Annotated in this window: 18 protein-coding genes; 8 read left to right on the top strand and 10 right to left on the bottom strand. The window is 43.8% G+C overall.

What is annotated here, in order from left to right; translation table 11 throughout:
- A partial coding sequence (locus ABJF92_RS05180; RefSeq protein ID WP_446814759.1) for a VCBS domain-containing protein occupies window positions 1–2,013 on the bottom strand: 2,013 nt, incomplete at its 3' end.
- Window positions 2,014–2,287: 274 nt separating this feature from the next.
- Window positions 2,288–3,538, bottom strand: coding sequence for a glucose-1-phosphate adenylyltransferase (gene glgC, locus ABJF92_RS05185; RefSeq protein ID WP_446814760.1), 1,251 nt, complete (start codon window positions 3,536–3,538; stop codon window positions 2,288–2,290).
- A gap of 111 nt (window positions 3,539–3,649) precedes the next feature.
- On the opposite strand from glgC, the gene glgA reads away from it, so the two are divergent.
- The gene (gene glgA, locus ABJF92_RS05190; protein WP_446814761.1) at window positions 3,650–5,089 is read left to right on the top strand and encodes a glycogen synthase GlgA; all 1,440 of its coding nucleotides are present in this window, start codon (window positions 3,650–3,652) and stop codon (window positions 5,087–5,089) included.
- Between the two features lie 8 nt (window positions 5,090–5,097).
- Here glgA and ABJF92_RS05195 read toward each other — a convergent pair whose 3' ends face one another.
- Window positions 5,098–7,221 (bottom strand): transglycosylase domain-containing protein, encoded by a 2,124-nt coding sequence (locus ABJF92_RS05195; protein WP_446814762.1) that lies wholly within the window; start codon window positions 7,219–7,221, stop codon window positions 5,098–5,100.
- A 433-nt stretch (window positions 7,222–7,654) separates the two neighbouring features.
- Between ABJF92_RS05195 and ABJF92_RS05200 the strand changes: the two genes are divergently transcribed.
- The 4 genes from ABJF92_RS05200 to modC are packed head-to-tail and all read left to right on the top strand — an operon-like array spanning window position 7,655 to window position 10,662.
- Window positions 7,655–7,984: a Rieske (2Fe-2S) protein gene (locus ABJF92_RS05200; RefSeq protein WP_445977372.1), complete on the top strand. Its 330-nt coding sequence runs from the start codon at window positions 7,655–7,657 to the stop codon at window positions 7,982–7,984.
- 17 nt (window positions 7,985–8,001) lie between these two features.
- A complete protein-coding gene (modA, locus tag ABJF92_RS05205) occupies window positions 8,002–8,820 on the top strand; it encodes a molybdate ABC transporter substrate-binding protein (RefSeq protein WP_446814763.1) in 819 nt (272 codons plus the stop codon).
- Between the two features lie 13 nt (window positions 8,821–8,833).
- Complete coding sequence (gene modB, locus ABJF92_RS05210; RefSeq protein ID WP_446814764.1) at window positions 8,834–9,559, top strand: molybdate ABC transporter permease subunit; 726 nt, start codon at window positions 8,834–8,836, stop codon at window positions 9,557–9,559.
- Entirely contained in the window at window positions 9,559–10,662 is a 1,104-nt protein-coding gene (gene modC / locus ABJF92_RS05215; RefSeq protein ID WP_446814765.1) for a molybdenum ABC transporter ATP-binding protein, read from the top strand. The genes modB and modC overlap by 1 nt, the downstream gene beginning before the upstream one ends.
- On the opposite strand, the gene ABJF92_RS05220 is transcribed toward modC, so the two are convergent.
- Entirely contained in the window at window positions 10,659–11,297 is a 639-nt protein-coding gene (locus ABJF92_RS05220; protein ID WP_446814766.1) for an HD domain-containing protein, read from the bottom strand. The genes modC and ABJF92_RS05220 overlap by 4 nt on opposite strands.
- A gap of 165 nt (window positions 11,298–11,462) precedes the next feature.
- Between ABJF92_RS05220 and ABJF92_RS05225 the strand changes: the two genes are divergently transcribed.
- Window positions 11,463–12,347, top strand: coding sequence for a carboxylate/amino acid/amine transporter (locus ABJF92_RS05225; protein ID WP_446814767.1), 885 nt, complete (start codon window positions 11,463–11,465; stop codon window positions 12,345–12,347).
- A 57-nt stretch (window positions 12,348–12,404) separates the two neighbouring features.
- Here the strand turns inward: ABJF92_RS05225 and ABJF92_RS05230 are convergent, their stop codons facing one another.
- Window positions 12,405–13,118, bottom strand: coding sequence for a YccT family protein (locus ABJF92_RS05230; RefSeq protein WP_446814768.1), 714 nt, complete (start codon window positions 13,116–13,118; stop codon window positions 12,405–12,407).
- A 135-nt stretch (window positions 13,119–13,253) separates the two neighbouring features.
- Window positions 13,254–14,414 carry a diguanylate cyclase gene (locus ABJF92_RS05235; RefSeq protein ID WP_446814769.1) on the bottom strand — a complete coding sequence of 387 codons (1,161 nt, stop codon included), beginning with the start codon at window positions 14,412–14,414 and terminating at the stop codon, window positions 13,254–13,256.
- A 257-nt stretch (window positions 14,415–14,671) separates the two neighbouring features.
- Between ABJF92_RS05235 and ABJF92_RS05240 the strand changes: the two genes are divergently transcribed.
- Window positions 14,672–16,342 (top strand): methyl-accepting chemotaxis protein, encoded by a 1,671-nt coding sequence (locus ABJF92_RS05240; protein WP_446814770.1) that lies wholly within the window; start codon window positions 14,672–14,674, stop codon window positions 16,340–16,342.
- A gap of 88 nt (window positions 16,343–16,430) precedes the next feature.
- Here ABJF92_RS05240 and ABJF92_RS05245 read toward each other — a convergent pair whose 3' ends face one another.
- Window positions 16,431–18,035: an isocitrate lyase gene (locus ABJF92_RS05245; protein WP_446814771.1), complete on the bottom strand. Its 1,605-nt coding sequence runs from the start codon at window positions 18,033–18,035 to the stop codon at window positions 16,431–16,433.
- An 82-nt stretch (window positions 18,036–18,117) separates the two neighbouring features.
- Window positions 18,118–20,295 (bottom strand): malate synthase G, encoded by a 2,178-nt coding sequence (locus ABJF92_RS05250; RefSeq protein ID WP_446814772.1) that lies wholly within the window; start codon window positions 20,293–20,295, stop codon window positions 18,118–18,120.
- 132 nt (window positions 20,296–20,427) lie between these two features.
- Between ABJF92_RS05250 and ABJF92_RS05255 the strand changes: the two genes are divergently transcribed.
- Entirely contained in the window at window positions 20,428–21,951 is a 1,524-nt protein-coding gene (locus ABJF92_RS05255; protein WP_446814773.1) for a DUF3612 domain-containing protein, read from the top strand.
- 233 nt (window positions 21,952–22,184) lie between these two features.
- On the opposite strand, the gene ABJF92_RS05260 is transcribed toward ABJF92_RS05255, so the two are convergent.
- Together ABJF92_RS05260 and ABJF92_RS05265 are read right to left on the bottom strand one after the other, a co-directional pair.
- The gene (locus ABJF92_RS05260) at window positions 22,185–22,769 is read right to left on the bottom strand and encodes a hypothetical protein (RefSeq protein ID WP_446814774.1); all 585 of its coding nucleotides are present in this window, start codon (window positions 22,767–22,769) and stop codon (window positions 22,185–22,187) included.
- Window positions 22,770–22,974: 205 nt separating this feature from the next.
- Window positions 22,975–24,237 carry an amidase family protein gene (locus ABJF92_RS05265; protein WP_446814775.1) on the bottom strand — a complete coding sequence of 421 codons (1,263 nt, stop codon included), beginning with the start codon at window positions 24,235–24,237 and terminating at the stop codon, window positions 22,975–22,977.
- Between the last annotated feature and the right edge of the window lie 19 nt (window positions 24,238–24,256).

Here is a 24,256-nt window from a genome sequence, read left to right on the forward strand (position 1 = left end):
CGACCCGTCGACAGACGTCGCCAAGATGGTGATGTCATGAGAGGTGTCTGTTTCATAATCCAGTTTGGACGCATCGCTTACGGTGACCACACCGGTGGTGGCATCGATGGTAAAACGTCCGTCCGCATTGTCTGACAAGCTGTAGGTCACGGTGTCGCCATCCGCGTCTGTTGCAAACGCGGTAATACCCACGGCAGTGCCGTTGGCAGCGTTTTCAGACAATAGGTTCACCGTATCATCTGAGTCGACTAGATTACCAATGGTTGAGTCAATTTCAGTGGTAACAGTAATATCATTATTTGAACCTGACGTGGTTAAACTCACTTGAGGCAGCGTTCCGCCAACATTAACGAAATCGACACCTACCTGAGTTAGAACAACGCTATTTCCTGAAATACTATAATAACCTTCTAGATTAGTACCAGGAGAGAACCCTATTTGAACGTCATCATCAACATCTGTAACGCTAAAGTTTGCGACAACCGACCCCGTTGCAATATCAGCACTAGATAAAGATAGGGCAGTAATAATTACACTGGTTTCATCGTCAGTACCATGAATAGTAATCGTAACTACTTCTGTATCCCCCCCTTGAGTGGTCACAGTAATAGTTTCCTGTAATGTCTCACCAACATTTAATGCCTGTATTTGTGGACCATTACTTGATGTGTAACTCCAATCTCCAGCCGGACTGATAGAGAAAAGACCATAAGTTGTTGATTGGCTGCTTTGCTCGATGAATGAAGCCTCATCAGTATCTATATCTATGACAGTCAATTTACCATCAATAGATATATCACTGTCTTCCGTGATGCTAGCTACTTTATTGCCTGTAATAACGGCCTGTTGATTCGTCCCAATTAAAGTAAATGTAATGTCAACTGTGGTGGTAGCACCCTGATCATCTTTCACTATAATGCTTGCTGTAATAACCTCTGTTTCACCTGCCTTTAAATAGTTATAACTTGATCCATCAAAAACATAGGAGCCGTCACTATTTAAAACTAAGCCTTCTAGTTGACCATCAAGGCTAAACTCTAATTGGGCACCTTCGGGTAGGTCTACATCGGCAGCGTGCACTTGACCTTGTACACTACTTTTATCTGTAACATAGCTGTTAGCAACTTGTGCAGTTGGAGCATCATTGGTGCCTGTTAGGGTAATATTAATTTGCGCATTACCCACACCACCTTCTGAGTCAGTAATACTTACAACGGCTGTTAGGTTTTTAACCTCACCTTTAGCCAAATAGTCATAGGAAGATGCGTCGAAAACATATGTACCATCGGGGTAAACAGTCAATCCTATAATTGACGTATTCTGACTAAAGTTAATGGTTCCTTCACTGTCATCAACTGCTGTTATTTTTCCCACCGTCACAGTATCTTCAAGCAAAGAAATTGACACATCATCAGCCGTTGGAATTGAATTAACACTAGATCTATTTGTGATATTTTTGTTAGAACTGGATGTATCATCCACCTCATCAGAATGTGAGCTTTCGTGGATTCCTAGGTATTCAACAGTATTAGGTGAGTTATATTCATAGACATCGTATTGGTATCGGCTTGCCTCTGTTAACGGAGTATTGTGATCTGATTCAACCGTCACAGTCACATGATCAGACAAAGAATATTCAACCTCTTCCCCTGCTGCGGATGGGTCTTGAATAAGTGTTGGATCTTCTCCAGCGAGAATCGCTTCTTGCAAATCAATAGTTGATGTAGAGGAATCTGCGGCAAGGAAATCTAAATCATCCAAGTGATATATTTCATCATTGATCTCTAAAATATCACCTTCAGCAAATGGTACTTCTTTTGGATTCCCTTCAAAAAAGACAATAAAACCAGCAACTCCTTGAGCAATAACTATGTCGCCAAAAAAAATGTCACTATTATTTCCAACTTGTCTCATCTCGCCAGTTGTAGATTGAACTTGGATAATACCATTTTCAATTTTTACATAGCCAATCGACTCCCAGGAATTTAATTCTCCATTTCTATCGCCGCTCATAATCTATTTCCTTATCAAGTTCTAATGCCTACTAAATACTATTACTAATTTAACCCCTTTCTCTCTAACAAACCATTGTACCTTGGTACAAGGTACAATTTCCTACACTAGATACAGTCTTATACATATAATTATTTTCAACCGAGCTTTCTCTATTTATAAGCCATCAAACACCACATTTTTTTTACATTTAGTTACAGGGTACATTTATTTACACAAAAAAAAGCCCCTTTGTGATCATTACAAAAGGGCTTTAAATTAAATACTTTGAGAATCAATTAAATAACTTTTCTATCATCTCTTGAGTAACAAGTGTAATACCATCTTCATTTCGGTAAAAACGTTCAGCGTCTTCCTGAGCATTCTCACCTATGATAGTACCCTCAGGGAGGCGACAGTCAGAATCTAAGACCACTTTGGTTAAACGACAATTACGTCCTATGTCACACCTTGGCAGTATCACAGACCGATTTACATGAGAGTACGAGTTCACCCTGACATTATTAAAGAGAATAGACTTTTCAACAGTAGACCCAGACACAATACAGCCTGCCGAGACTACGGAATTTAATGCCGTTCCCATACGTTCTTCATAATTATAATTAAACTTAGCGGCTGGACGTTGATAATGAGCAGTACGTATTGGCCAATCTTCATCATATAAATCTAATTCTGGCACTAAGCGGGTTAAATCCATATTGGATTCCCAATATGCGGTTAAGGTACCCACATCACGCCAGTAAGGATGAGTATAACTTTCATTACTTATTACACTACGAGAAAAGTGATGCGCTTTAATGGTACTTCTACCCACAAAGAAAGGAATTAAATCTTTACCGAAATCATGACTAGAATCTTTATCATCTGCATCCGAGCGAAGTTTTTCACAGAGGAATTTCGTATTAAAAATATAGATCCCCATACTGGCTAAAGAGACTTCTGGATTGCCTGGCATAGTCGGGGGATTAGAAGGTTTTTCCTCGAAAGCGATAATATTGTCGCCTTCATCAACATGCATAATGCCAAACTGATCAGCCTCAGTGACGGGCACCTCTATACAAGCCACAGATACATCTGCACCGCACTCAATATGCTCTTTAAGCATAATACTGTAATCTTGTTTATAAACATGATCACCCGCCAGAATCAAAATATATTCACTATCAAGACCTTCTATCATGCTGAGATTTTGATACACAGCGTCCGCCGTACCTTGATACCAGTCTCCGCCGGTCTGCTGTTGCGCAGGCCAAAGCTCAATGAACTCATTAAAATCTGAACGCAGGAAGTTCCATCCTCTTTGAACATGCTGATTTAATGTATGAGATCGATATTGGGTCAATACCGCAATGCGGCGCATACCCGAGTTAACACAGTTAGAAAGTGGAAAATCAATAATTTTATACTTACCAGCAATCGGCACTGCTGGCTTCGACCGGTTATCTGTTAATTGCTTCAACCTTGAGCCTCGGCCACCCGCTAAAATAATAGACAGGGTTTTCATACACGCTGTATTTAAATCCATATTAATTCCCTTACACTAAAGACTTTAAATATTATTTTTAATAGTCACACTCTACTCGAAACCCAATTTAGGTATACTCTTAAATCAACATAACACCAAAAAGATAACAACATGATGAAAATTCTCTTTGCTGCTTCAGAAATTTATCCTCTCATCAAAACAGGTGGTTTAGCCGATGTAGCTGGCGCACTTCCCTTGGCATTAAGGAAAAAAGGCTGCGATGTTAGGCTGATCATGCCTGCTTATAACGGCATACTAGATAAAGTAGCCCCTATTCATAACACTATCAACCTCGGAAACCCTTTTGGTGTCGGTGATCTGCTCTTACTTGAAAGTCACCTTACAGAAAATGACACGCCTATATGGCTCGTTCAGTGTCAGGCTTTGTTTGAACGCGATGGCGGCCCTTATGTTGACCCTCAAGGACATGATTACACAGATAATCATATTCGTTTCGCAGCCTTTTCATGGGTTGTGGCCCAACTTATTTCTAACAGTACCATTGTGAATTGGCACGCGGATATTGTGCATTTGAATGATTGGCAAACAGGCTTAACAGCGGCCTATTTAAAAAGCTGGGGAAATCACACCACTTCAGTTGTCACCACTGTGCATAATTTGCGTTACAACGGCAGTTTTGAACAAGACAAATTCTATGATCTGCAATTGCCGGATCATATGTTTAATATGCACGGCGTTGAGTTTTATGGTCAATTTTCTGCATTAAAAGCAGGGCTTGTGTATGCCGACGCCATCACCACGGTTAGTCCAACGTATGCGCACGAAATTTTAACACCTCACTATGGCGATGGATTAGATGGTGTTTTAACGGCCATGCAAAGCAAATTAACCGGCATTCTTAACGGTGTAGATTATGACCAATGGTCGCCTGAAAAAGATTCCCTACTTGCCATCAATTATGACCAATACAGTCTACATCTCAAACAAGAAAACAAGCGTTTACTGTTGGAAGAGTGCGGATTAGAGACGAACCTAGAACAACCCGTGCTAGGCATAGTCAGTCGTTTAACGGAACAAAAAGGCTTAGATCTAGTTCTCGATGTCATGCCAAACATACTAGAACAAGGCTGTAAGCTTGTATTGCTTGGCTCTGGTGATAAACAACTAGAAGCAGGCTTCCTTGACTTACAAAAGCGCTACCCGCAACAAGTCTCAGTACGAATCGGTTATATGGAAGATTATTCCCACCGTCTACAAGCAGGTGTCGATGCCTTACTCATTCCATCACGCTTTGAACCTTGTGGCTTAACTCAGTTGTATGCCCTTAAATACGGGACCTTGCCCGTTGTTCGCCAAACCGGTGGGTTGGCAGACACGGTATTTGAAGGCGGCAATAAGGCCAACGGTTTCGTTTTTGAAGAAGCGTCTGCTCATGCATTGTATGAAGCCTTGCAACGCACGATTGAAGCCTTTCGTGACACCAAAAAATGGCAGCAACTACAAACCAACGCCATGTCATACGACTACAGTTGGCAAGCGGTTACAGACCAATGGATTGATCTGTACCAATCACTTCTCAAAAACCACTAGACCTCAGACTAGAATGGCCACAGGCAAGAGGTGCTCTCCTGTGGCTGAGTCCCCACAAGGAATGCTAGCTCGACCTTGTTATCACAACGAGGGGCTGCAATTTCAAACTTGTCCTTAGAAATACTATAACGAAACGCCCCATTTGGAAGGCTGCTTGGCAGCGAACGTTGTGGCAGAGTTTTGGCAAAATCCATCCAGACTTTTTGTGCGCCGCTACTGCCGGTAATACTCAAGGGTACATTATCGTCATCGCCCAACCAGATAACGGAGGAATAATCCCCTGTAATACCAACAAACCAACTGTCTTTTTGGCTATTAGTCGTACCTGTTTTAGCCCCATAAGTTACGTTAGGAAAAACTCTTTTCGACGCTCTCGCCGTCCCTATCTCAGGCACTTTTGTCATGCCATCTAAGGTTACTGCAAGGGCGGCATCCGTGAAAGGCACGTTACCATTATGCGTAAAGCGTTTAATGAGCCTGTCCTGTTGATCAGTGACCGCCAGCACGACCCCTAACTCACTGCTTCGTCCTTGGGAAGCAATCGGCTGATATAGACGTGCCACTTCAAATGGGGACAACTCTAATGCCCCTAGAGTCGTAGAGGGACGCATGGTAAATGGTCGCTTAACACCCAAATCGCGTAGGGTTTGTCCAATTCTATCGAAGCCTAATTGAGTGGCGAGATTTAAAGTCGCTAAGTTATATGACTTAGCCATCGCCTCGTAGAGGTGTACTTCCCCATGTAACTTGCGATCATAGTTTTCCGGTTGCCAAACTTCACCACCCACATTAAACCGTAAGCGTTTATCTTCAATTTTTGACCACCAGGTGTATTTACCCGAGGCGATCGCTGCCAGATACAAAGGAGGTTTCACCAAAGATCCTATCGGGCGAACTGCTCCGAGGGCACGGTTAAAGCCCGTATAATGCTCTCCACTTGAGCCCACCACGGCACGAACCTGCCCATTGTCCCGATCCGTAATGACCATTGCCGCCTGCAAGCCTTGTAACTTTTTATCGCGCTTTTCTAATGCCTGCACTTGTCGGCGCACAGCGATGCTGGCCGCTTGCTGCGCGCGAATGTCTAATCCGGTATAAATACGTAAATTTTCAGTGGCAAGCGTATCTTCATCAAAATCCCTAGATAATTGTAAGGACACTAAGTCTAGATAATCCCCATAGACAGAGCGGGATTGTTGTTTTTCCGACAGGCGAATAGGCCGCTTAATTAATAATTGATAATCCTTTTCCGTCAGCCTACCTTGGTCTTTCAAGACCGCTAAAACTGTATTACGGCGAGACATGGCCCGTTTAGGAGAACGTTGCGGGTTGTACAGAGAAGGGCCCTTCACCATCCCCACTAACAAAGACAATTCATCAATGTTCAACTCGTTAAGCGGACGGGCAAAGAAATGCTGACTGGCCGCGGCAAAGCCGTGCAAACCGCTGTTACCTACTTGGGCTAAGTACACCTCGTTCATATAAGCGGTAATAATGTCTTGTTTCGAATAATGGTACTCAAGCAACAAGCTCATAATCACTTCGGTGAGCTTTCTGGTATAAGTTCTCTCAGAACTTAAATACATGTTTTTCACCAACTGCTGAGTCAAGGTTGAGCCACCTTGGCGACGAGAGCCATGGGTAAAGTTCACCCAGACAGCTCGAGCGATACCACTTAAAGAGATCCCCCAGTGTTGATAAAAGTCCTGATCTTCCACTGCGATTAGAATATCGATCAAGCTGACGGGGATTTGTTCGAAGGTAAGAATCTGGCGTCGCTCGGTATTACCTCCATATAAAAATCCGATTCGTTGAGGCTCAATTTGCGCCTGATCAACCGCTTCACCGCTAAGAGTTTGAATAGAAAGTTTGCCATTTGGAAACGAAAATATGCGCCGAGCACTGTCGTGATAGCCTAAATGATCAACATAAGACCGTAAGTAAGCGCTTACCTTCGTATTGCTACGAGCAGCCCAACCCACTTTTTGGCTATTCCGACCAAAGCGGTAACCATTGTCTTTTAACAAGACCTCTAAATCCGTTTTATTCCAAGGTGAACCACTTTGTAAGGTGATAGGAGCACTGTAAACCTCTGAGGGCACCTGCCACTTTTGGCCTTCAAAACGCGCCACTACTTGACCATTTAGCCACCATACCCAAAAGGCAAATGGGATACTGGCTAAAAGGCCTAAGATGATTCCCCATTTGAAAATAAATCGTATAGTACGCCTCAAAAATGAATGGCGACGCTTTCGCGATGCAGGTCGTTTACGGCCAGCTGAGGGTTTTCGAGTGGATTTTGCAGGGCTTTTTTTAGTCATGGGCGCAGTATAAGGAGCTTAAAGTTTAGGATCAATGTCATCTAGTAAACTAACTCAGTTACTGCATATTGACTCAACTGCTCTGTCGTTTTAGAGTCATCTTTTACACCTATTACAATTTACTTACTTTTTTCTATTTTTAAAATTGTGGGATGCCGCTAAGATGTGGTCACAATTAAGTAACAAATACTAAAGCTTGTTAACAATAAAACAAAAACATTCACCAGAAGAAGTGTGCGATCACGTGTTTAATAAACATCTAATTCCCAACGTAGAGAACTTACCAGAAGGTCAGGCCTTAAGTGTTAATATAGAACAACACCATTTTCTTATTACAAAATACGATGGCCAGATCCTTGCTTATAAAAACTTGTGCCCTCACCAAAATAAACCTTTGTCGCAACCTACAGACTGCGCCTTCGATGGTGACGGTGACTACCTAAAATGCAAGCACCATGGCGCTTTGTTTTCCCCGAAAGATGGCACCTGTATTACCGGCCCATGCCAAGGAAGCCAGCTTGCCAAAGCCACCGTTGGTATGCACCAAGGTGACTGCTACCTACTATTGGCTTAATAACTTTTGGAGCAAATATGCCTCACAGGCGCGATAAATTGAAAAACACAGCTTTCTCAATTTATCGCTGGCGCGTTGTTCTAATCTGCTTAGCACTCAGCCTCTCTCATCCAGTATTGTCGCAGCCATTACGATTGGCAGTTGCTTCAAACTTTATTGCGCCAATGACCCTCATTGCCCAACAATTTGAGCAAACATCTGGGCACCAAGTTACTCTCGCCTTTGCGTCGTCAGCAAAGCTGTACGCACAAATTCAGCATGGCGCACCCTACGATGCTTTCTTATCCGCTGACACAGCAAAACCCCACAAGCTCATTGAAGCTGGGCTGGCTAGAGCTGATAGTTTTAGAATCTATGCCCAAGGAATACTAGCCTTATGGTCAGCCACACCGCTAGAAACACAAAGCTATGATCAGCTTTTCACCAAATCCAAGCGTATCGCGATTGCCAACCCCAAGCTTGCCCCTTATGGGCTGGCCGCACAGCAAAGCCTAGAGTCACTTAATTTATGGGAGACGGTACAAAACAAATTGGTTCAAGGGGAAAATATTGGACAGGCCTTCCAATTCACCTACTCACAGAATGCGAGGTTAGGATTAGTTGCCCTATCTCAGGTGCTTGCCTATCAAGCGCAAATCCATCTATCCGACCAAGAAGCTGGAAAGCAATTTATGCTTATACCGGCAAACTTACATGCCCCCATAGAACAGGCGGCAGTCAGCCTATTAAAAAGTCCAAATCAAGACACAGCAAAAGAATTTTTAGCCTTTCTAAACAGCCCAGATATCCAAGCACTCATCGCAGAGTTTGGCTATCTATCAGTCTCTTCTTCATAAGGCTTCCCTATTTATGACACTGAGCGCAGACGACCTTTCCGCTATCTGGTTAACACTCAAGTTAGCGAGTCTTGTGACCTGTTTATTATTGGTGCTCACTACACCTTTGGCTTGGTGGTTAAGTCGTACACAATCTGTGTTCAAAGGCCCAATTAATGCCATTGTTGCCATGCCACTAGTACTGCCCCCTACCGTTTTGGGTTTTTATCTACTAATTTTCCTTAGCCCAAACAGTGCCGTTGGCAAGCTTCTTGATCAATTTGGTATCGCCCCTCTGCCTTTCAGTTTCACCGGTCTTGTCATTGCATCAATGGTGTATTCACTGCCCTTTGTAGTGCAGCCATTACAAAATGCTTTTTCTGCTATTGGTAGCCGCCCTTTAGAAGTCGCCGCCACTTTACGAGCTTCTCCATGGCAAACATTTATCTACGTTGTCTTACCTTTAGCCAAGCCCGGTTATCTAAGCGCTGCAATATTAGGCTTTGCCCATACACTTGGCGAATTTGGTGTGGTGCTGATGATAGGGGGCAATATTTCTTCACAAACCAGTGTGATCTCAGTAAAGATCTACGAACATGTTGAAGCCTTAGAGTATCAACAAGCCCATTCTCTATCCTTGCTCATGGTGGGGTTTGCGTTTCTAATTTTGACGCTTTTGTACAGCCAAAAAAAACGCCAACACAATTTATTTGGCGGGCATAAGAAGGCAGAAACAGATTCGCCATTTGGAGAACAATAATGCCAGTAGCTAAAACTCAATCTAGCTTATATCTGGCCTTAGAAAGCCTACCCAGTTCTGACAGACAATTTTCTCTTGATGTGAAAACCAAAATTCCGCCCCAAGGTGTCACCGCTTTATTTGGACCTTCTGGGTCAGGAAAAACCAGTTTACTACGGGCGATTGCTGGACTCGACAGTCACTTAACAGGAGACATTATTTTTGGCGACCAAGTCTGGCAGAGTCAGACGTATAGATTAGCCACCTACCGCCGCCCAATAGGCTATGTTTTTCAAGAAAGTAGCTTGTTTGAACATTTGAATGGGGAGCAAAACCTTCGTTTTGCACTCAATAGAGCAGACACTAGCCAGCTTCAAATCCAATACTCAGATGTGGTGGAGCTCATGCAAATTGGCCCTCTACTAAAACGCTACCCTCATCAGCTTTCAGGGGGGGAAAGACAACGTATCGCCATTGCCAGAGCCTTATTAATTCAACCCAAACTACTATTAATGGATGAACCCTTATCTGCATTGGACGATGCTTTAAAACAAGAAATATTGCCTTACCTTGAAACTCTTTGCCATCAAACTCAACTGCCCATTATCTATGTTAGTCATGCTCTAGACGAAGTGATCCGCCTAGCGGATAATATGTTAGTACTACACAGTGGACGCATCACAGACCAAGGTCCTACTCAGGAATTACTAGGTAAACTGGGCACGACTTTTTGTCACTATCAAGATGCCAGTGTTGTCATACAGGGAAAATTGTCCGCCGAAAACGCCTCTTGGGGGTTATCTGAACTGCATTTCGATGGTCAACGCTTACGGGTGAAAACTCCAGAACGTAAAATCGGCGAAGACGTAAAAGTTAGAGTTCAAGCCAAAGATGTCAGCTTATCTTTAAGTGCTCACGACGACACCAGCATCCTCAACCGATTACAAGTTAAGGTAGATCAAATAGCCCAAGAGCCAAATGATAACAGCATGTTCACCATACGTTTACTGGCTGGTAAAACTCCTATTTTAGCAAGAATCACCGGGCTATCTGTCCATCATTTACAACTAAAAACTGGCATGACCCTCTATGCACAAATTAAGTCCGTGGCGGTCATCGTCTAGATTTCCGCAGCTAATTGCGTCAAAAAACCTCGCATAACTTGTTCTCTGCGCTTACCTTCCATACGAGCAGAGGCAGTATTTAACTGATCTGAAATATGAAATAGCTTTTTATAAAAATGATCAATTGAATAATGCTGATCATCTAGCGCTCGCGTTTCACAAAAAGGATCCTCTGGCGCATATAATGGGCGATTTAGTGCACCACTTACCTGCATACAGCGGGCAATCCCTATGGCGCCTAACGCGTCTAAACGGTCAGCGTCTTGGACTATTTTTGCCGCCAAACTGCTTGCGAGCTGATTAGCACTAAAGCTATGAGCGTGTATGGCATGATGAATGTCGGCGAAGTATTTACTCGGATAGCCTATTGAAGCTAAGAACTCAACCGCTTTATCTGCAGCCCTCAGAGACGCCAAGTGCCTTTCTGGATGGTTTTTTGGATAGGATACACAGTCGTGTAACCAAGCCGCAGGCACCACAATGGCCAACTCCGCTTTTTCCTCAAGAGCAAGTTGCTTTGCGGTTTTAACGACACGAGTTAAGTGGGCGACATCATGGGCGACATCACCACCTTGGCTGTCACATAAAAATGGCTGAAATAACCTTTCATAGCTCGCTAACTGGTTTTCTGTCACAAACGAATCCTTCTAATGATTCCCTCAAGAGCCCGACAAGCACTTATCTTAATCAAAACTATACTGACCATTAGTAAACCAAAGGTTTATTTTCAGTAAACTGATTTACCCCAATATTATAAATGGGTACACTGGCGCAAACTTTCTTAGATGGAATTGATTCTCATGTCGATACTTGTTGCTGTCACTCTTTTGTGGGCATTTTCTTTCAGTTTAATTGGCGTCTATCTTGCTGGGCAAGTCGACGCGTGGTTTTCGGTGTTAATGCGCGTCTCCTTGGCGACACTGGTCTTTCTGCCTTTTCTAAATCCCCGCCAGATTGAACGTAAAGTCATTTTACAGCTCATGGTGTGTGGCGCTTTTCAGCTAGGGATTATGTACGGTTTTTACTACCAGTCCTTCCTTTACTTGTCGGTGCCAGAGGTACTTTTGTTTACCGTCATGACACCTATTTATATTACCTTACTAAATGACCTTATTGATCGTCGGCTCAATGTTGGCTTTGTCATCAGTGCACTACTCGCCGTTCTAGGAGCAGTAGCAATTCGCTATCAAGGCATTGATGAAGGCTTCCTTAAGGGCTTACTGATAGTTCAAGGGGCTAATCTGTGCTTCGCTGCAGGACAAGTAGGCTACAAACGCATTATCGCAAAAGAGCGTCCGGATTTACCCCAACGCACAGTTTTTGGCTGGTTCTTTATTGGCGCCTTGATCGTTGTAGTGCCTTGCTTCCTTTTAATGGGTAACACAGAAAAACTACCAACAACCAATCTGCAATGGTCCATTCTTGTGTATCTAGGTGTCGTGGCCTCTGGGGTGGGATATTTCGCTTGGAACAAGGGCGCGACCTTAGTCAATGTGGGCACCTTAGCCATTGCTAACAACCTACTGATCCCTGCTGGCATTTTGGTAAATGTTCTATTTTGGAACCGTGACGCCGACATTTTACGTTTATCTATCGGTGCAGCCATCATTCTATTAGCGCTGGTTGTGAATGATAAGTTCAACCAAAGAATCCAAGCTCGCCAAAACACAATGAGTCATACCTAATCCAATTGGCCACTCAACTTTCTTGCTGAGTGGCCAATGCCTTCTACCTTTAAAAGGCTACTTAAGAGTCCAAGCTAAGAACGCCTCTTGCTGAGTATCATTGGCTTTTTGTGACCAAAAATTCAGCATTTCTGCGGCAACATCACTTATTTCAACCTTACGTTCTGGGTTAGCACGCCATAATTGAACCTCTTCTCGGGTCGACAAGCTGGCTTTGTTGTACCAAAATTTCAGCATTTCCAAAGCAATATTATCCAGACGGTCATCAGTAACAGGAACAACTTGAGGAGAAACGTCAGACCCTTTCTTACTCACTTGTTCGATCTCTTCTAAATAGTCACGAGTATTTTGTAAGCCAGAACGTGTCGCTAATTGTACTTGTGTAAAAGGTATATTTTGATCTAGTTGAGTATCGAGCAATTCAAACTGAGGGGCTTGAGCATATTCTTGCGCTTTTCTTTGAGACGAAACATAGGGCGCTTGTAACTGGATATTTGAGTCTTGCAGAAAGTTTATATCTAAGACAATAGGTTCTGAGCGGTAGCGATGAGTATCACCACCTTGGCGTAGCAATTTATTGAAACGTACGACTAATTGGTGCTGACCAGCCGCAACCTCGACTTTAAAATCATGACCAAATTTATTCGCCGCTTGCTGATCCACATACATGATTTCAAAGGTACGAGGCACTTCAAATGTCGCAGCAAAGATAGGGCTTGCTGCGACTGAAACCAAACCACCAAATAATGCCAACTTAAACTGGTGTAACATACTATTCCTTTTAAATAAGCTACTAGTAAAGTGGCAAACTTATCATGAAAAATAGTATTTTTTGGCTTTCTTCTCCGTTAAAAAAAGGAATATGGAATTAATTCATACTCGATGCACATTTCATAAAATTAATGACTAGTCTCGATCTGTTTTACGGACATCTGAATCCACTACAACTTGATTACGACCTCTTTCCTTGGCAATGTACATACACAAATCAGCTCGCTTCAACAACTCAACTACATTATCGCCTGCCTTTTTCTCAGCGATACCTGCACTAACTGTAATATGAAAAGGTGTATTTTTTGGTCCATAGAAAGTGTGCTCAGCAATAGCTATCCGGACTTTTTCAGCGATTTCAAAACTTTCTTGCTCAGAGGCTCTCAATAGTGTCACTATCTCTTCACCACCATAACGAAAAACATTTTTATGGGGTAATAAAGCACTTTTGATAATCATGCTTGCTTCTGAGAGCACTGAGTCCCCGTATTTATGGCCGAGCTGATCATTGATCGACTTAAATTTGTCCAAATCAAAAAACACGATCGAAAAAGGTGTCTTAGCTGCCTTATCAAACATCTTAGGCGCGACATCATTTAGGTGCCCACGGGAATATAAAAGGGTTAATGAGTCATGAATGGCTTTATGACGAAACTCTTTTAAATACCTCTTGGATAAACGTAGCGACAACAAAATACTCAACACGAATAAAACAAAAATTGTTACGAAGCCTAATGAAAACTGTTCCATAATATCTTTATTTAAATCATCCACATAAAGCCCTGACACAAACACCAGTTGCCAAGGTTTAAATAATTCCACATAGCCTATTTTAGCTACTGGCTGGCTGTCACCGGGCTTAGGCCATTCATAATGAACAAAGCCACCACCTTGATCAGCAGTATTTAGCATGTCACGAATAAAGAATCGCCCTTCACTGTCCTGCACATCGATTAGGGACTTAGTGGAAAGATTAGCTAAATTCGGGTGTGCAAGCATGACGCCTTGCCTATCTAATATCCAAAAATAGCCATTCCCTTGAAATGTCATTGAACCAATGTATTTGAACAACTCTTGCTCAGATTCTGCTGAAGAAGCTCCACTAGTTAAAGATTTCTGAAAAATTGTATTAGCGAGTCCCAATGCAGACTCAACTTGAGAATGAATTAAATTTTTGCGCTCTTCTACCACCGCAGAATGGATGTGCCAGACGATAACAGTCAACAAAATCACCATGTTGATAACACTCACTAGTGACAGTGTAATAATATGATTTCGATATTTAGGCTGACGCATAAAAGTAATGAGTTATTCCGTTAAGTTCATGTATTTTGGGTAGATATATAATCGCAACTAACAAGAGTTAGAATCTTTACATTTATTGTAAATAATTGTAATACAATAAACGTAAAGACCATTAATAACGCTATTATCAAGACTTATATTCTACGGCATAGCAAGTTATTAGTCTTTGCCAATTATTTCTCAATTCCTTATCGATCATCTAACAAGTCAAACTAGACGACCAACTTGGACCAGAACCGGAGTGATTTATGTTTCGATCCCTAAAAGCGCAAGTCTACATGCTTGCATTTGTCCCCTTCATTCTCGTTGGTCTGGTCAGTATTATTACCCAGATACAAACCCTCGATACCGTCAACAAAGATATGTCGACACTATCAGAAGAGACCATTATTAATGTTGAGAAAAAACGCCTTGTTACCGTCATAGACTCTTCTCTAAGTATCATCAAGCCATACACTGATATGCCCGGTAACACAGGTATGAAAGAGGCCCTGGATCTGCTTTTCAATTATCGTTATGACAATAATGTTGGCTATTTATTCGCCTACGATGGTGATGGCAACCGATTGATGAGTGGCTCTGGTGTCGGAGTTGGCGGCAACTACATTAACTCTAAAGACAAACACGGTAATTTGATCGTTCAAAATATCATAACAGCCGCCCAATCAGGGGAAGGCTTCACTACCTACTACTTTCCTAAGGCCGGTGAGAAAGAACCTTCGGCAAAATACAGCTATGCTGTTTGGATAGAGAAATGGGGCATTGCCATTGCCACAGGATTTTTTATAGATGGTGTTGATTCAGCCTTAATCAATATCAACGCTTCTTTGAAAGCGTCAGAACAAAAAAGTCTAATTTCCAAACTCATCATCATCGCCGTGCTTTCTGGTTTGGTCGCCATTATTGTTTTCTTAGCTGTTCGATCCATTTTATCTGCCCTACATGCCCTAAGGGATGCCGTTGAAGATTTAGCAGATGGGGAAGGTGATTTAACCGCAACCCTACCGGGCAGCTCATTAGATGTATTGGATGACACCTCTAAGCATTTCAATCGCTTTCTCGCTTCCATGTCTAAAGATATCCAATCACTAAAAAATGCGGGGAATCAACTTAATGATATCGCCGTAGTTTCTAGAGAGCAGCATCAACGTTTAGCGAATGACTCTAACAGCCAGATACAAGAAACCACCAGCACAGCCGCAGCCATCGAAGAGATGTCTTCTACCGCACTAGAGATCGCTAAAAATGCAGAACTTACTCGTACTTCGGCTGAAAATACTGATCAAGAAGTTCAAGAGATACTCGTCCAGATGCAAATATCTAGCAAAGAGCTAGAGGCACTAACCAATGTTTTGAATAACGTTGAAGGCTCTGTGCAAGAACTTGGAGGTAACGTAGACGACATCAACTCTGTATTAAGTGTTATTCAAGATATCTCTGAACAAACAAACCTGTTAGCGCTTAACGCTGCCATAGAAGCCGCTCGTGCAGGTGAGCTTGGCCGTGGTTTTGCTGTCGTCGCAGATGAAGTAAGAACGCTTGCGCAACGAAGTCAGAAAAGCACAGAGGAAATCAAAACCATCCTAGATAAACTCCAAGTCAGTGCCGAAAAAACAATCCAAGATATGGCTAACACGACAGAAAAACGCACATCCGTTGTTCAAGCCATGGACACGATTACAAGCATTATCCACTCCAGCTCTAAATCTATGAAAGAGTTAACAGCCATGAACGTAGACGTTTCGAACGCTGCGTCTCAGCAATCTGATGTTGTGAATGACATGTCAAAAAATATTTCTGGCATTGCTGAGTTAGCAGACACTATCGGCAAAAGCTCTCAGCAAACCAGTGATCAATTTGCACGGCTTGAGAAACAGTCAGAAAATATTCAAGCGGTAACTCGAAAATTTAAAACCTAATCATCTCCTACGATCCGACTATAAAAAAAGGCCGACAACATAGCGGTGTTGTCGACCTTAAAAAGGGAAATTTCGTTATCCTTCGCTACTAGATAGCAGCGAACTGATTCATAGTGTTATCTTTACCAGAGGCTTTCAGTGCGTGAGCGCCTGAGAAGTACTCTTTGTGATCATCACCAATATTTGAGCCAGACATGTCTTGATGCTTTACACAAGCCAAACCTTGGCGAATTTCCTTACGCTGTACTTCTAGTACATAGCCCAACATACCTTGCTCACCAAAATAGTCTTTCGCTAGATTATCCGTCGACAATGCCGCTGTATGGTAAGTTGGTAAGGTGATCAAGTGGTGGAAAATACCTGCTTGAGCCGCCGCATCTTTTTGGAAATTACGAATACGATCATCCGCCTCTTGAGCTAACTCAGTATCATCGTACGTTTGCGCCATCAATTGTTCACGTTGATAAGCAGACACATCTTTTCCTGCTTCCAACCAAACATCAAACACCTGCTGACGAAAGTTTAGTGTCCAGTTAAAAGATGGGCTGTTGTTGTAGACCAGCTTGGCATTTGGCACCACGGCTCGAACACGGTTGACCAATTCTGCAATTTGTCCGATGTGTGGTTTTTCTGTTTCTATCCACAAAAGATCGGCACCATTTTGCAGCGAGGTAATACAATCCAGTACCACGCGATCTGCGCCAGTATTGGCCTTAAAACGAACTAGACCATTGGCAAGACGGGTCGGTTTAATTAAACGATCCCCTTGCATAATTGCCATATCACCGGACTTAAGCTCCGTTAGACTCTGCACCTCTTGCCCATCTAAATAAGCGTTGTATTGTTCTGCAAGATCCCCAGGCGTTTGGGATACTGGAATTTTCTGAGTAAGACCCGCTCCCAGAGAATCGGTACGGGCCACGATCACCCCCTCTTCAACCCCAAGCTCCATGAAGGCATAACGCACGGCATTGATCTTGGCCAAAAAGTCTTCATGAGGTACGGTCACTTTACCGTCCTGGTGACCACACTGTTTGGCATCCGATACCTGATTTTCTATTTGAATACAGCAAGCACCCGCTTCAATCATTTTCTTCGCCAACAAGTAGGTCGCTTCTTCGTTGCCAAAACCTGCATCAATATCCGCAATAATCGGCACCACGTGGGTTTCAAAGTTATCTATCTGCTCTTGGATGGCTTGTGCTTTCACTTCATCCCCCGCTTCACGAGCTTCGTCCATATCTTTAAATAAATGCTGTAGCTCTCTGGCATCTGCTTGTTTTAAAAAAGTGTACAACTCTTCAATCAGCGCCGGCACTGAGGTTTTCTCATGCATAGACTGATCCGGTAGAGGCCCAAACTCAGAGCGCATGGCAGCCACCATCCAACCCGACAAGTAAAGGTATCGGCTACGTGTGGTGCCAAAGTGTTTCTTAATAGAAATCATTTTTTGCTGGCCCACAAAACCATGCCAACAACCTAAAGATTGAGTGTATTGGCTAGCATCTGCATCGTATTTAGCCATGTCTTCACGCATAATTTTGGCCGTGTACTTGGCGATGTCTAACCCAGTATTAAAACGATTCTGCAATTGCATTCGCACAATGTACTCAGGGTTAATCGCCGCCCAAGTAGGACCTTGTTGCGCTAGGCTAGCGCTGGCTTGTTGCATTTTATTGTTATAAGTATTCATCGCGTTTTCCTCTGTTTTTAATTATGCGGCTCAGAGCCCTATGGGAAATAAGCCTTTTATTGTGATTAAACTGTTAACTCTTTTAGCGCTGCAGAGCTTGCTTAACAATCACTCGGTGAGCATGTAATAAAGGTTCTGTGTAGCCATTTGGTTGGCTCACTCCTTTAAAGATCAAATCATGAGCGGCCTTAAATGCTTGGCTTTTTTGCCCATCGCTGATTAATGGCTGGTAGCCCTTAAGGTGACAATTCTGTTCATCCACCACTTTTGCCATACGTTCCAACGTTGACTCCACTAAAGCGGCAGAACAAATGCTGTGATGCAACCAATTGGCAATGTGCTGGCTAGATATTCTTAGGGTTGCGCGATCTTCCATCAGCCCAACATGATTAATGTCAGGTACTTTCGAACAGCCCACGCCCTCTTCTACCCAGCGCACCACATAGCCTAATAATCCCTGAACGTTATTATCGATTTCTTTTTGTATTACTCTTTCTGACAACGTCAGGTTTTCTGGAATAAGTGGTAGCGTTAGTAAGTCATCAAACTTAGCTTTAGGACGTTGCTTAATACGCTCTTGCTCGGCAAATACATCCACTTGGTGATAATGCAAAGCGTGCAAAGTGGCTGCTGTTGGGGAGGGTACCCAAGCGGTATTCGCTCCAGCTTTTGGGTGAGCTTTTTTGGCTGTCATCATAGCGGCCATTTCGTCTGGCATGGCCCACATGCCCTTACCAATTTGTGCTTTACCCTGTAAACCACACTGCAAGCCAATATCCACATTGCGATTTTCGTATGCCTGTATCCAAGGTTGATTCTTAATTTGATCTTTTGGTAAAAAGGCTCCCGCCTGCATTCCCGTGTGAATTTCATCCCCCGTTCTGTCCAAGAAGCCTGTGTTAATGAACACCACTCGCTCTTTAGCCGCGCGTATACATTCTTTTAAATTCAACGTCGTGCGGCGCTCTTCATCCATGATGCCGATTTTCAGAGTATTCGGTGCTAGCCCCAGCATTTGTTCCACACGTGAAAACAGCTGACAGCTAAACGCTACTTCTTCTGGGCCATGCATTTTGGGTTTTACGATATAAATGCTGCCCGTACGGCTATTGCGAATACCGTTGTCTTTCTTCAAATCCAGTGCCGCGATCAGTGCAGTAATGGCCGCATCAATGATGCCTTCCGGAGCAAAACGCCCTTGAGCGTCCTGCATTAAGTCCGACTCCATTAGGTGACCTACATTACGAACCAAGAGCAATGAGCGGCCATGTAGGCGATACTCCTGCCCGTCAAGATCCGTAAAAAGGCGATCTTTGTTTAGACGACGAGTATGGGTTTTACCGTCTTTTTCAAAGCTCGTTTGCAGGTTTCCCTGCATGAGCCCTAGCCAATTTCGGTACACTTCTACCTTGTCTTCAGCATCGACTGCGGCAATAGAGTCTTCGCAATCCATAATGGTGCTTAAGGCAGATTCGAGCAGAATGTCATTCACATTGGCTTTATCTTGGGCACCATTCTTACCGTTCGGATCCAGCTGAATTTCTACATGCAAGCCATTGTTTTTCAATAAAATAGATTCCGGAGCACTGCGCTGACCATTCACTGCCACCAACTGACAAGGCTGCTGCAAACCCGCTTTCGAACCATCGGCAAAGAAAGCCAATAGGTGGTGGTAATACACCACGTAACTGGTCACATCCTGATGGGAGCCATTATCAAGTGGAAAAATTTCGTCCAAGAAAGCTTTGGCCTGCTGAACCACCATTTGTTCACGAGCAGCGTGATCAGCGGTGTTCGCACTTTCCACTAATTTAGGCGCCACTGCATCTGTGCCATAAAAAGCATCGTACAAGCTTCCCCAACGGGCATTGGCAGCGTTTAAAGCAAAACGAGCATTCTTTAAAGGCACCACTAATTGAGGTCCGGCTAGGGTGGCAATTTCTGCATCCACATGCTCGGTGGTGATGGCAAAATCTTCCCCCTCTGGTACTAGGTAACCAATTTCGCGTAAAAACTCTTGGTAGCTGGGTTGGTCGATAGGTTGCTCAGGATGGCATAAATGCCATTCATCAATCTGCGCTTGCAGGGATTGGCGAGTCACCAAAAGCTGACGATTAATCGGCGCTAAGTCCGCCACTAGCTGCTGCAAATCCTGCCAAAATTTATCGGCATTTAAGTCATGTAGAGGCAATACTTCTTCATTGATGAAGTGGTAGAACCCTTGGTCTATTAGGTTATTTTTATGTAAGGGCATATTCATCGCATAGATCCTTTTCAAACATTGATACGGTCAAAGCAAAATTAAAAGCACTCTGTGTTGCTTGATTTTTAGTCTATGACAAACTAGATTGAAATTTCACAATAAGAATTACACAGTGTAAATTTTACAAAAATGAAAAATAAAAATAGTTTAATTCGCAAAGCCCATTTCCTTGGCACCAAGATACGCAACCTGCGTAAACGCAACCATTTGACCATGGAAGACCTGTCCGCTCGCTGCATCAAAGTCGACCCAGAATGCGCCCCTTCAGTGTCATACTTATCCATGATAGAGAGGGGAAAGCGTGTCCCCAGTGAAGAGGTATTAGAAGTGATTGCCAGTGTCTTTCAAAAAGACCTCGACTGGTTTTTAGACGATATTCCAGAAGAGGAGGCCATCAAGCCATCGAAAGGTTCTGGAGGGGGTATCAACGGCATGGCGCTAGAACCCAATTTTCTGTTTTCTAACGACATATTACAAATCGCCATTCCTGAAATGCTGTCTCAAACTGGCACCAGTGGCCGTCAATTTGCCCACCTTTTGATTCGTGCACACCAAGAACATCATCAAAACCATTTCCCGGATTTAGAAAGAGCCGCCGAGGATGTTGGGCAAAAGCGTTTGCCGCTAAGTTTGGAAGAAATCATTGCCTTAACTCAACACCATGGCTTAACCATCAAGTGGTTTCGTAAAACGCCACAAAGCATACGTGACAGCATGGGAATTGATGATTCACAGGTTGTCACATCCTTTTTTGAGCCCCCCAACAGCCTTTACATCAACCAAATAATGAAGTCTCAGCCTGTGCGATTAAAGTACAACTTAGCGGTACATATCGGTCACTGTGTCCTACATGACAAGGACACAATGCGTAATGTATTGGTGACAGGTCGTGATGAAATATCGCCCTTACAAGAGCAAAATTTGTTACCTCAAGGTACAGGTATGGACGCCCAAGATGTGTTGCGGGCGTGGCGAGATTTTGAGTGTAGCTTCTTTGCAGGCGCCCTACTTTGCCCAAAAGTGCCCTTTCGACAAATGCTTGATCGTAACGGCTATGAGATCAACACTGCGAAACTGGCAGGGGTATCAGCTTCAGTCGCCATGCGCCGTATGACCGCAGTATCACCCTACCCCCATTGGCATTACTTTGATGCTTACGCTCCGGGCAAGCTCAAGGCGGTGTACCGTGGCAACGGTATTCCGTTGCCTTGGGGGAATATGCGCATGGTGGAAGACCCTTGCCAGCACTGGGCTGTCTTTCGAATGATTAATGCTCCCCTTACTGGCACATCGTCGCAAATTTCGATTTTGAATGTTGGTGACGAACCAAGAATTTACGCATGTGAATCCATCAAGGTGGCAGATTTAGCCGACAACAGCCATGTTTTGTGCTCTGGCATTGATCTTAACCCGGCCATTGAAGCCCAAGGCAAAAGCGCACAAGAGATTGCTCAGCAATTAAAACAGGCCTGTGTTGGGAACGGTGGCTCAGCCCCCATCCCAAAAGCCATAAAGAAAGACCTTATGAGTGTGGCAAAGATTCTCAACATTAATTGGGTGGAAAGAGGAATAGAAAACGATGCTAGAACCATATGCTCTCGTGGAGCGGTTTGTCCACGTACACCGAGTTGCTATCGCCCCTGCTATCCCTAAGGGGCAAGGGCGAAGCTCTGAAGCGGTTAAGGAACTAAGTGATGACCGCCATGATTACGGTGTCCGTGAGGCCCTGCACAGGCGGTCACCCTGACCAAAATGCTCGCCATAAGAACAGCGCCAAGAATGCGTTTAGCTCGTTTCATAAAACACCTCCAATAAAGGTATTATGATAAAAAATACGCCTTCCTAGCGCAAAGCAGCTTACCTAGTTTTACACTTAGTGAAATTGCTTATTCACGAAAAGTAAAAAGTAAAATGTCTTTCATTTTACGCTCTACTTCGACGTCGGCGCTGTCAAAATCTGCTTTACTTAATTGCGGCAAGAATGGCTGCACAGCACGAAGTTTTTTAATGGCTTGAGGGTCAGCCGTCATCACAATGGCGGCATAATTAAAGGCGTCGTAATAGGCAAAGGCTTGCTCTTCAAGGGCTTGTAAATAGGACTCTAACGTTTCTTCACCAAAGACTTGTTTGATCGCGGTTACTGCACCATACACAGCCACACCTTCGCTTAGCACATTACTTTTAGGGGTATCAAAGCCCATAGGATACAAGCCACGTACCATTTCTTGAATAACGTCCGCTAGCAACATAACATCATTGGAAAAACTGCGCGCGGGGATCTGTAAGCGGTAGTGATAGGGTTGTTCTTTACTGGTAAACACGACCTCTGGCTTGGCGATATCTTGATTGACTTCAAAACCACCAAACTCTGCTTGTGGCGCAGGCTCACCGAACAAAAAAGTCACCGCAGGTAACCAAGCTTCGCGCAGCTTTTCAAGTTTTGCTATCTGTATTGCTTGCAGATCAGACACAGGCATATCCTTCTAAAATCAGTTACAAAGCTATTAGGCTGGGCAACAAGCTTGCACATGCCTATAAACGGCGCAAACCTTAGCATATTTGAGGATATTGAGCAGTAGTAGTGCCATCCCTAATACTAAAAAACCCACCTTCATTGACCTAAATCCGAGTCAATGAAGGTGGGTTTGAGTAACTAAGCACTTAACTCTGTTTACTCTAGGCTAACGCTTTCTCCACTAACTTTGCCGCTGCTAGCAGCGCTTCATCACTACCATTAGCGCCTGTTAACATCACGCCAATATGGTGTTCCTGATGCTCAAAAGGCAATGAGACGCTGCAAGCGTCTAACACATTGGCAAGGGTGGTATTACGTAAACACAACAAATTAATACGGTCGTAATCCTCATCCTTGGTTAGATCCGAAAGCTTAGGAGGTAATATCGCCACAGTCGGCAAAAGCAGCTGAACACCAGATTCTTCCTGCTGATAACGCTCAATTAACGTTTGGCGTTGCTGACAAGTTTGAGCAAAAGTTTGCTCATCTAGGCTATCCGCCCGTCGCAGTCTTGAAGCCACTCTAGGGTCTAACTGAGCTAAATCCAAAGCAAATGTTTGCTGATAAAACTCACGCGCTTCAAAAGCCGAAAACTGCCATACAGGAAGGGCTTTATAAGCTTCCAACAAACTTACCGGACGCTCTTCCACTACCACTCCTGGTATTTGGCGTAATATTGCAAGCGCGGCACGAAAACCTTCTTCAACCGCTGTATCTAGGTTGTCCAAACCAAAATTGGTCGGCACCACAAAGTGTGCTTGCTGAGCGGCCGCAGCCGTTTTCTCTGTACCAGATAAAACCTGCCAAGCCGCTTCACAGTCCGCCACGCTTTTCGCAATGGGGCCGATACTGTCGAGTGTGGTCGAAAGAGGGAGCGCCCCTTCAGTAGAGACACTTTGCTGAGACGGTTTAAAACCGGTCAACCCGCAAAACGCCGCAGGGATTCGCAACGAGCCACCCGTATCACTACCAAGCGCAATATCGGCTATACCGAGTGCCACAGACACAGCGCCACCACTGGTGGAACCGCCCGCAATACAACCTGGGTACAACGGACTTTGTGGTGTACCATAATGAGGGTTCATACCCAAACCAGAATAAGCCAACTCAGTCATGTTAGTATGACCTAGTAAGTAAGCGCCCGCTTCGCGTAAAAGCCTTACCGATTCGGCATCTTCTTTGGCTGGTGTATTATCCTTTAAAAAGACCGAACCTGCTCGGGTCACATACCCTTGAACATCAAACAGGTCTTTAATAGTCACAATGGCCTTGCTCAATACACCATCAGAAATAGCACTCATATCTTGCCCAGCAAAACGCTGGGTTAAAATGACATCATCATTTTTGTCCAGCAACTCTTGGCTCTGGGTGAGCTGTTGCTCAAAATTCCTATCCTGCCAAGCTAATTCAGGGTGGCGCGACATTCTTACACTCCTGTCCAAA

The organism is Marinomonas sp., from assembly GCF_039940335.1.
In the GTDB taxonomy this organism is placed as follows: domain Bacteria; phylum Pseudomonadota; class Gammaproteobacteria; order Pseudomonadales; family Marinomonadaceae; genus Marinomonas.

What these genes read in the sequence shown, in the direction of transcription:
- ABJF92_RS05240 (WP_446814770.1), top strand. Translation starts at nt 14,672, where the DNA reads ATGTTTCGATCCCTAAAAGCGCAAGTCTACATGCTTGCATTTGTCCCC.
- modB (WP_446814764.1), top strand. Translation starts at nt 8,834, where the DNA reads ATGACACTGAGCGCAGACGACCTTTCCGCTATCTGGTTAACACTCAAG.
- glgC (WP_446814760.1), bottom strand. Translation starts at nt 3,538, where the DNA reads ATGGATTTAAATACAGCGTGTATGAAAACCCTGTCTATTATTTTAGCG.
- ABJF92_RS05265 (WP_446814775.1), bottom strand. Translation starts at nt 24,237, where the DNA reads ATGTCGCGCCACCCTGAATTAGCTTGGCAGGATAGGAATTTTGAGCAA.
- modA (WP_446814763.1), top strand. Translation starts at nt 8,002, where the DNA reads ATGCCTCACAGGCGCGATAAATTGAAAAACACAGCTTTCTCAATTTAT.
- modC (WP_446814765.1), top strand. Translation starts at nt 9,559, where the DNA reads ATGCCAGTAGCTAAAACTCAATCTAGCTTATATCTGGCCTTAGAAAGC.
- ABJF92_RS05235 (WP_446814769.1), bottom strand. Translation starts at nt 14,414, where the DNA reads ATGCGTCAGCCTAAATATCGAAATCATATTATTACACTGTCACTAGTG.
- ABJF92_RS05255 (WP_446814773.1), top strand. Translation starts at nt 20,428, where the DNA reads ATGAAAAATAAAAATAGTTTAATTCGCAAAGCCCATTTCCTTGGCACC.
- glgA (WP_446814761.1), top strand. Translation starts at nt 3,650, where the DNA reads ATGATGAAAATTCTCTTTGCTGCTTCAGAAATTTATCCTCTCATCAAA.
- ABJF92_RS05250 (WP_446814772.1), bottom strand. Translation starts at nt 20,295, where the DNA reads ATGAATATGCCCTTACATAAAAATAACCTAATAGACCAAGGGTTCTAC.
- ABJF92_RS05245 (WP_446814771.1), bottom strand. Translation starts at nt 18,035, where the DNA reads ATGAATACTTATAACAATAAAATGCAACAAGCCAGCGCTAGCCTAGCG.
- ABJF92_RS05225 (WP_446814767.1), top strand. Translation starts at nt 11,463, where the DNA reads ATGTCGATACTTGTTGCTGTCACTCTTTTGTGGGCATTTTCTTTCAGT.
- ABJF92_RS05230 (WP_446814768.1), bottom strand. Translation starts at nt 13,118, where the DNA reads ATGTTACACCAGTTTAAGTTGGCATTATTTGGTGGTTTGGTTTCAGTC.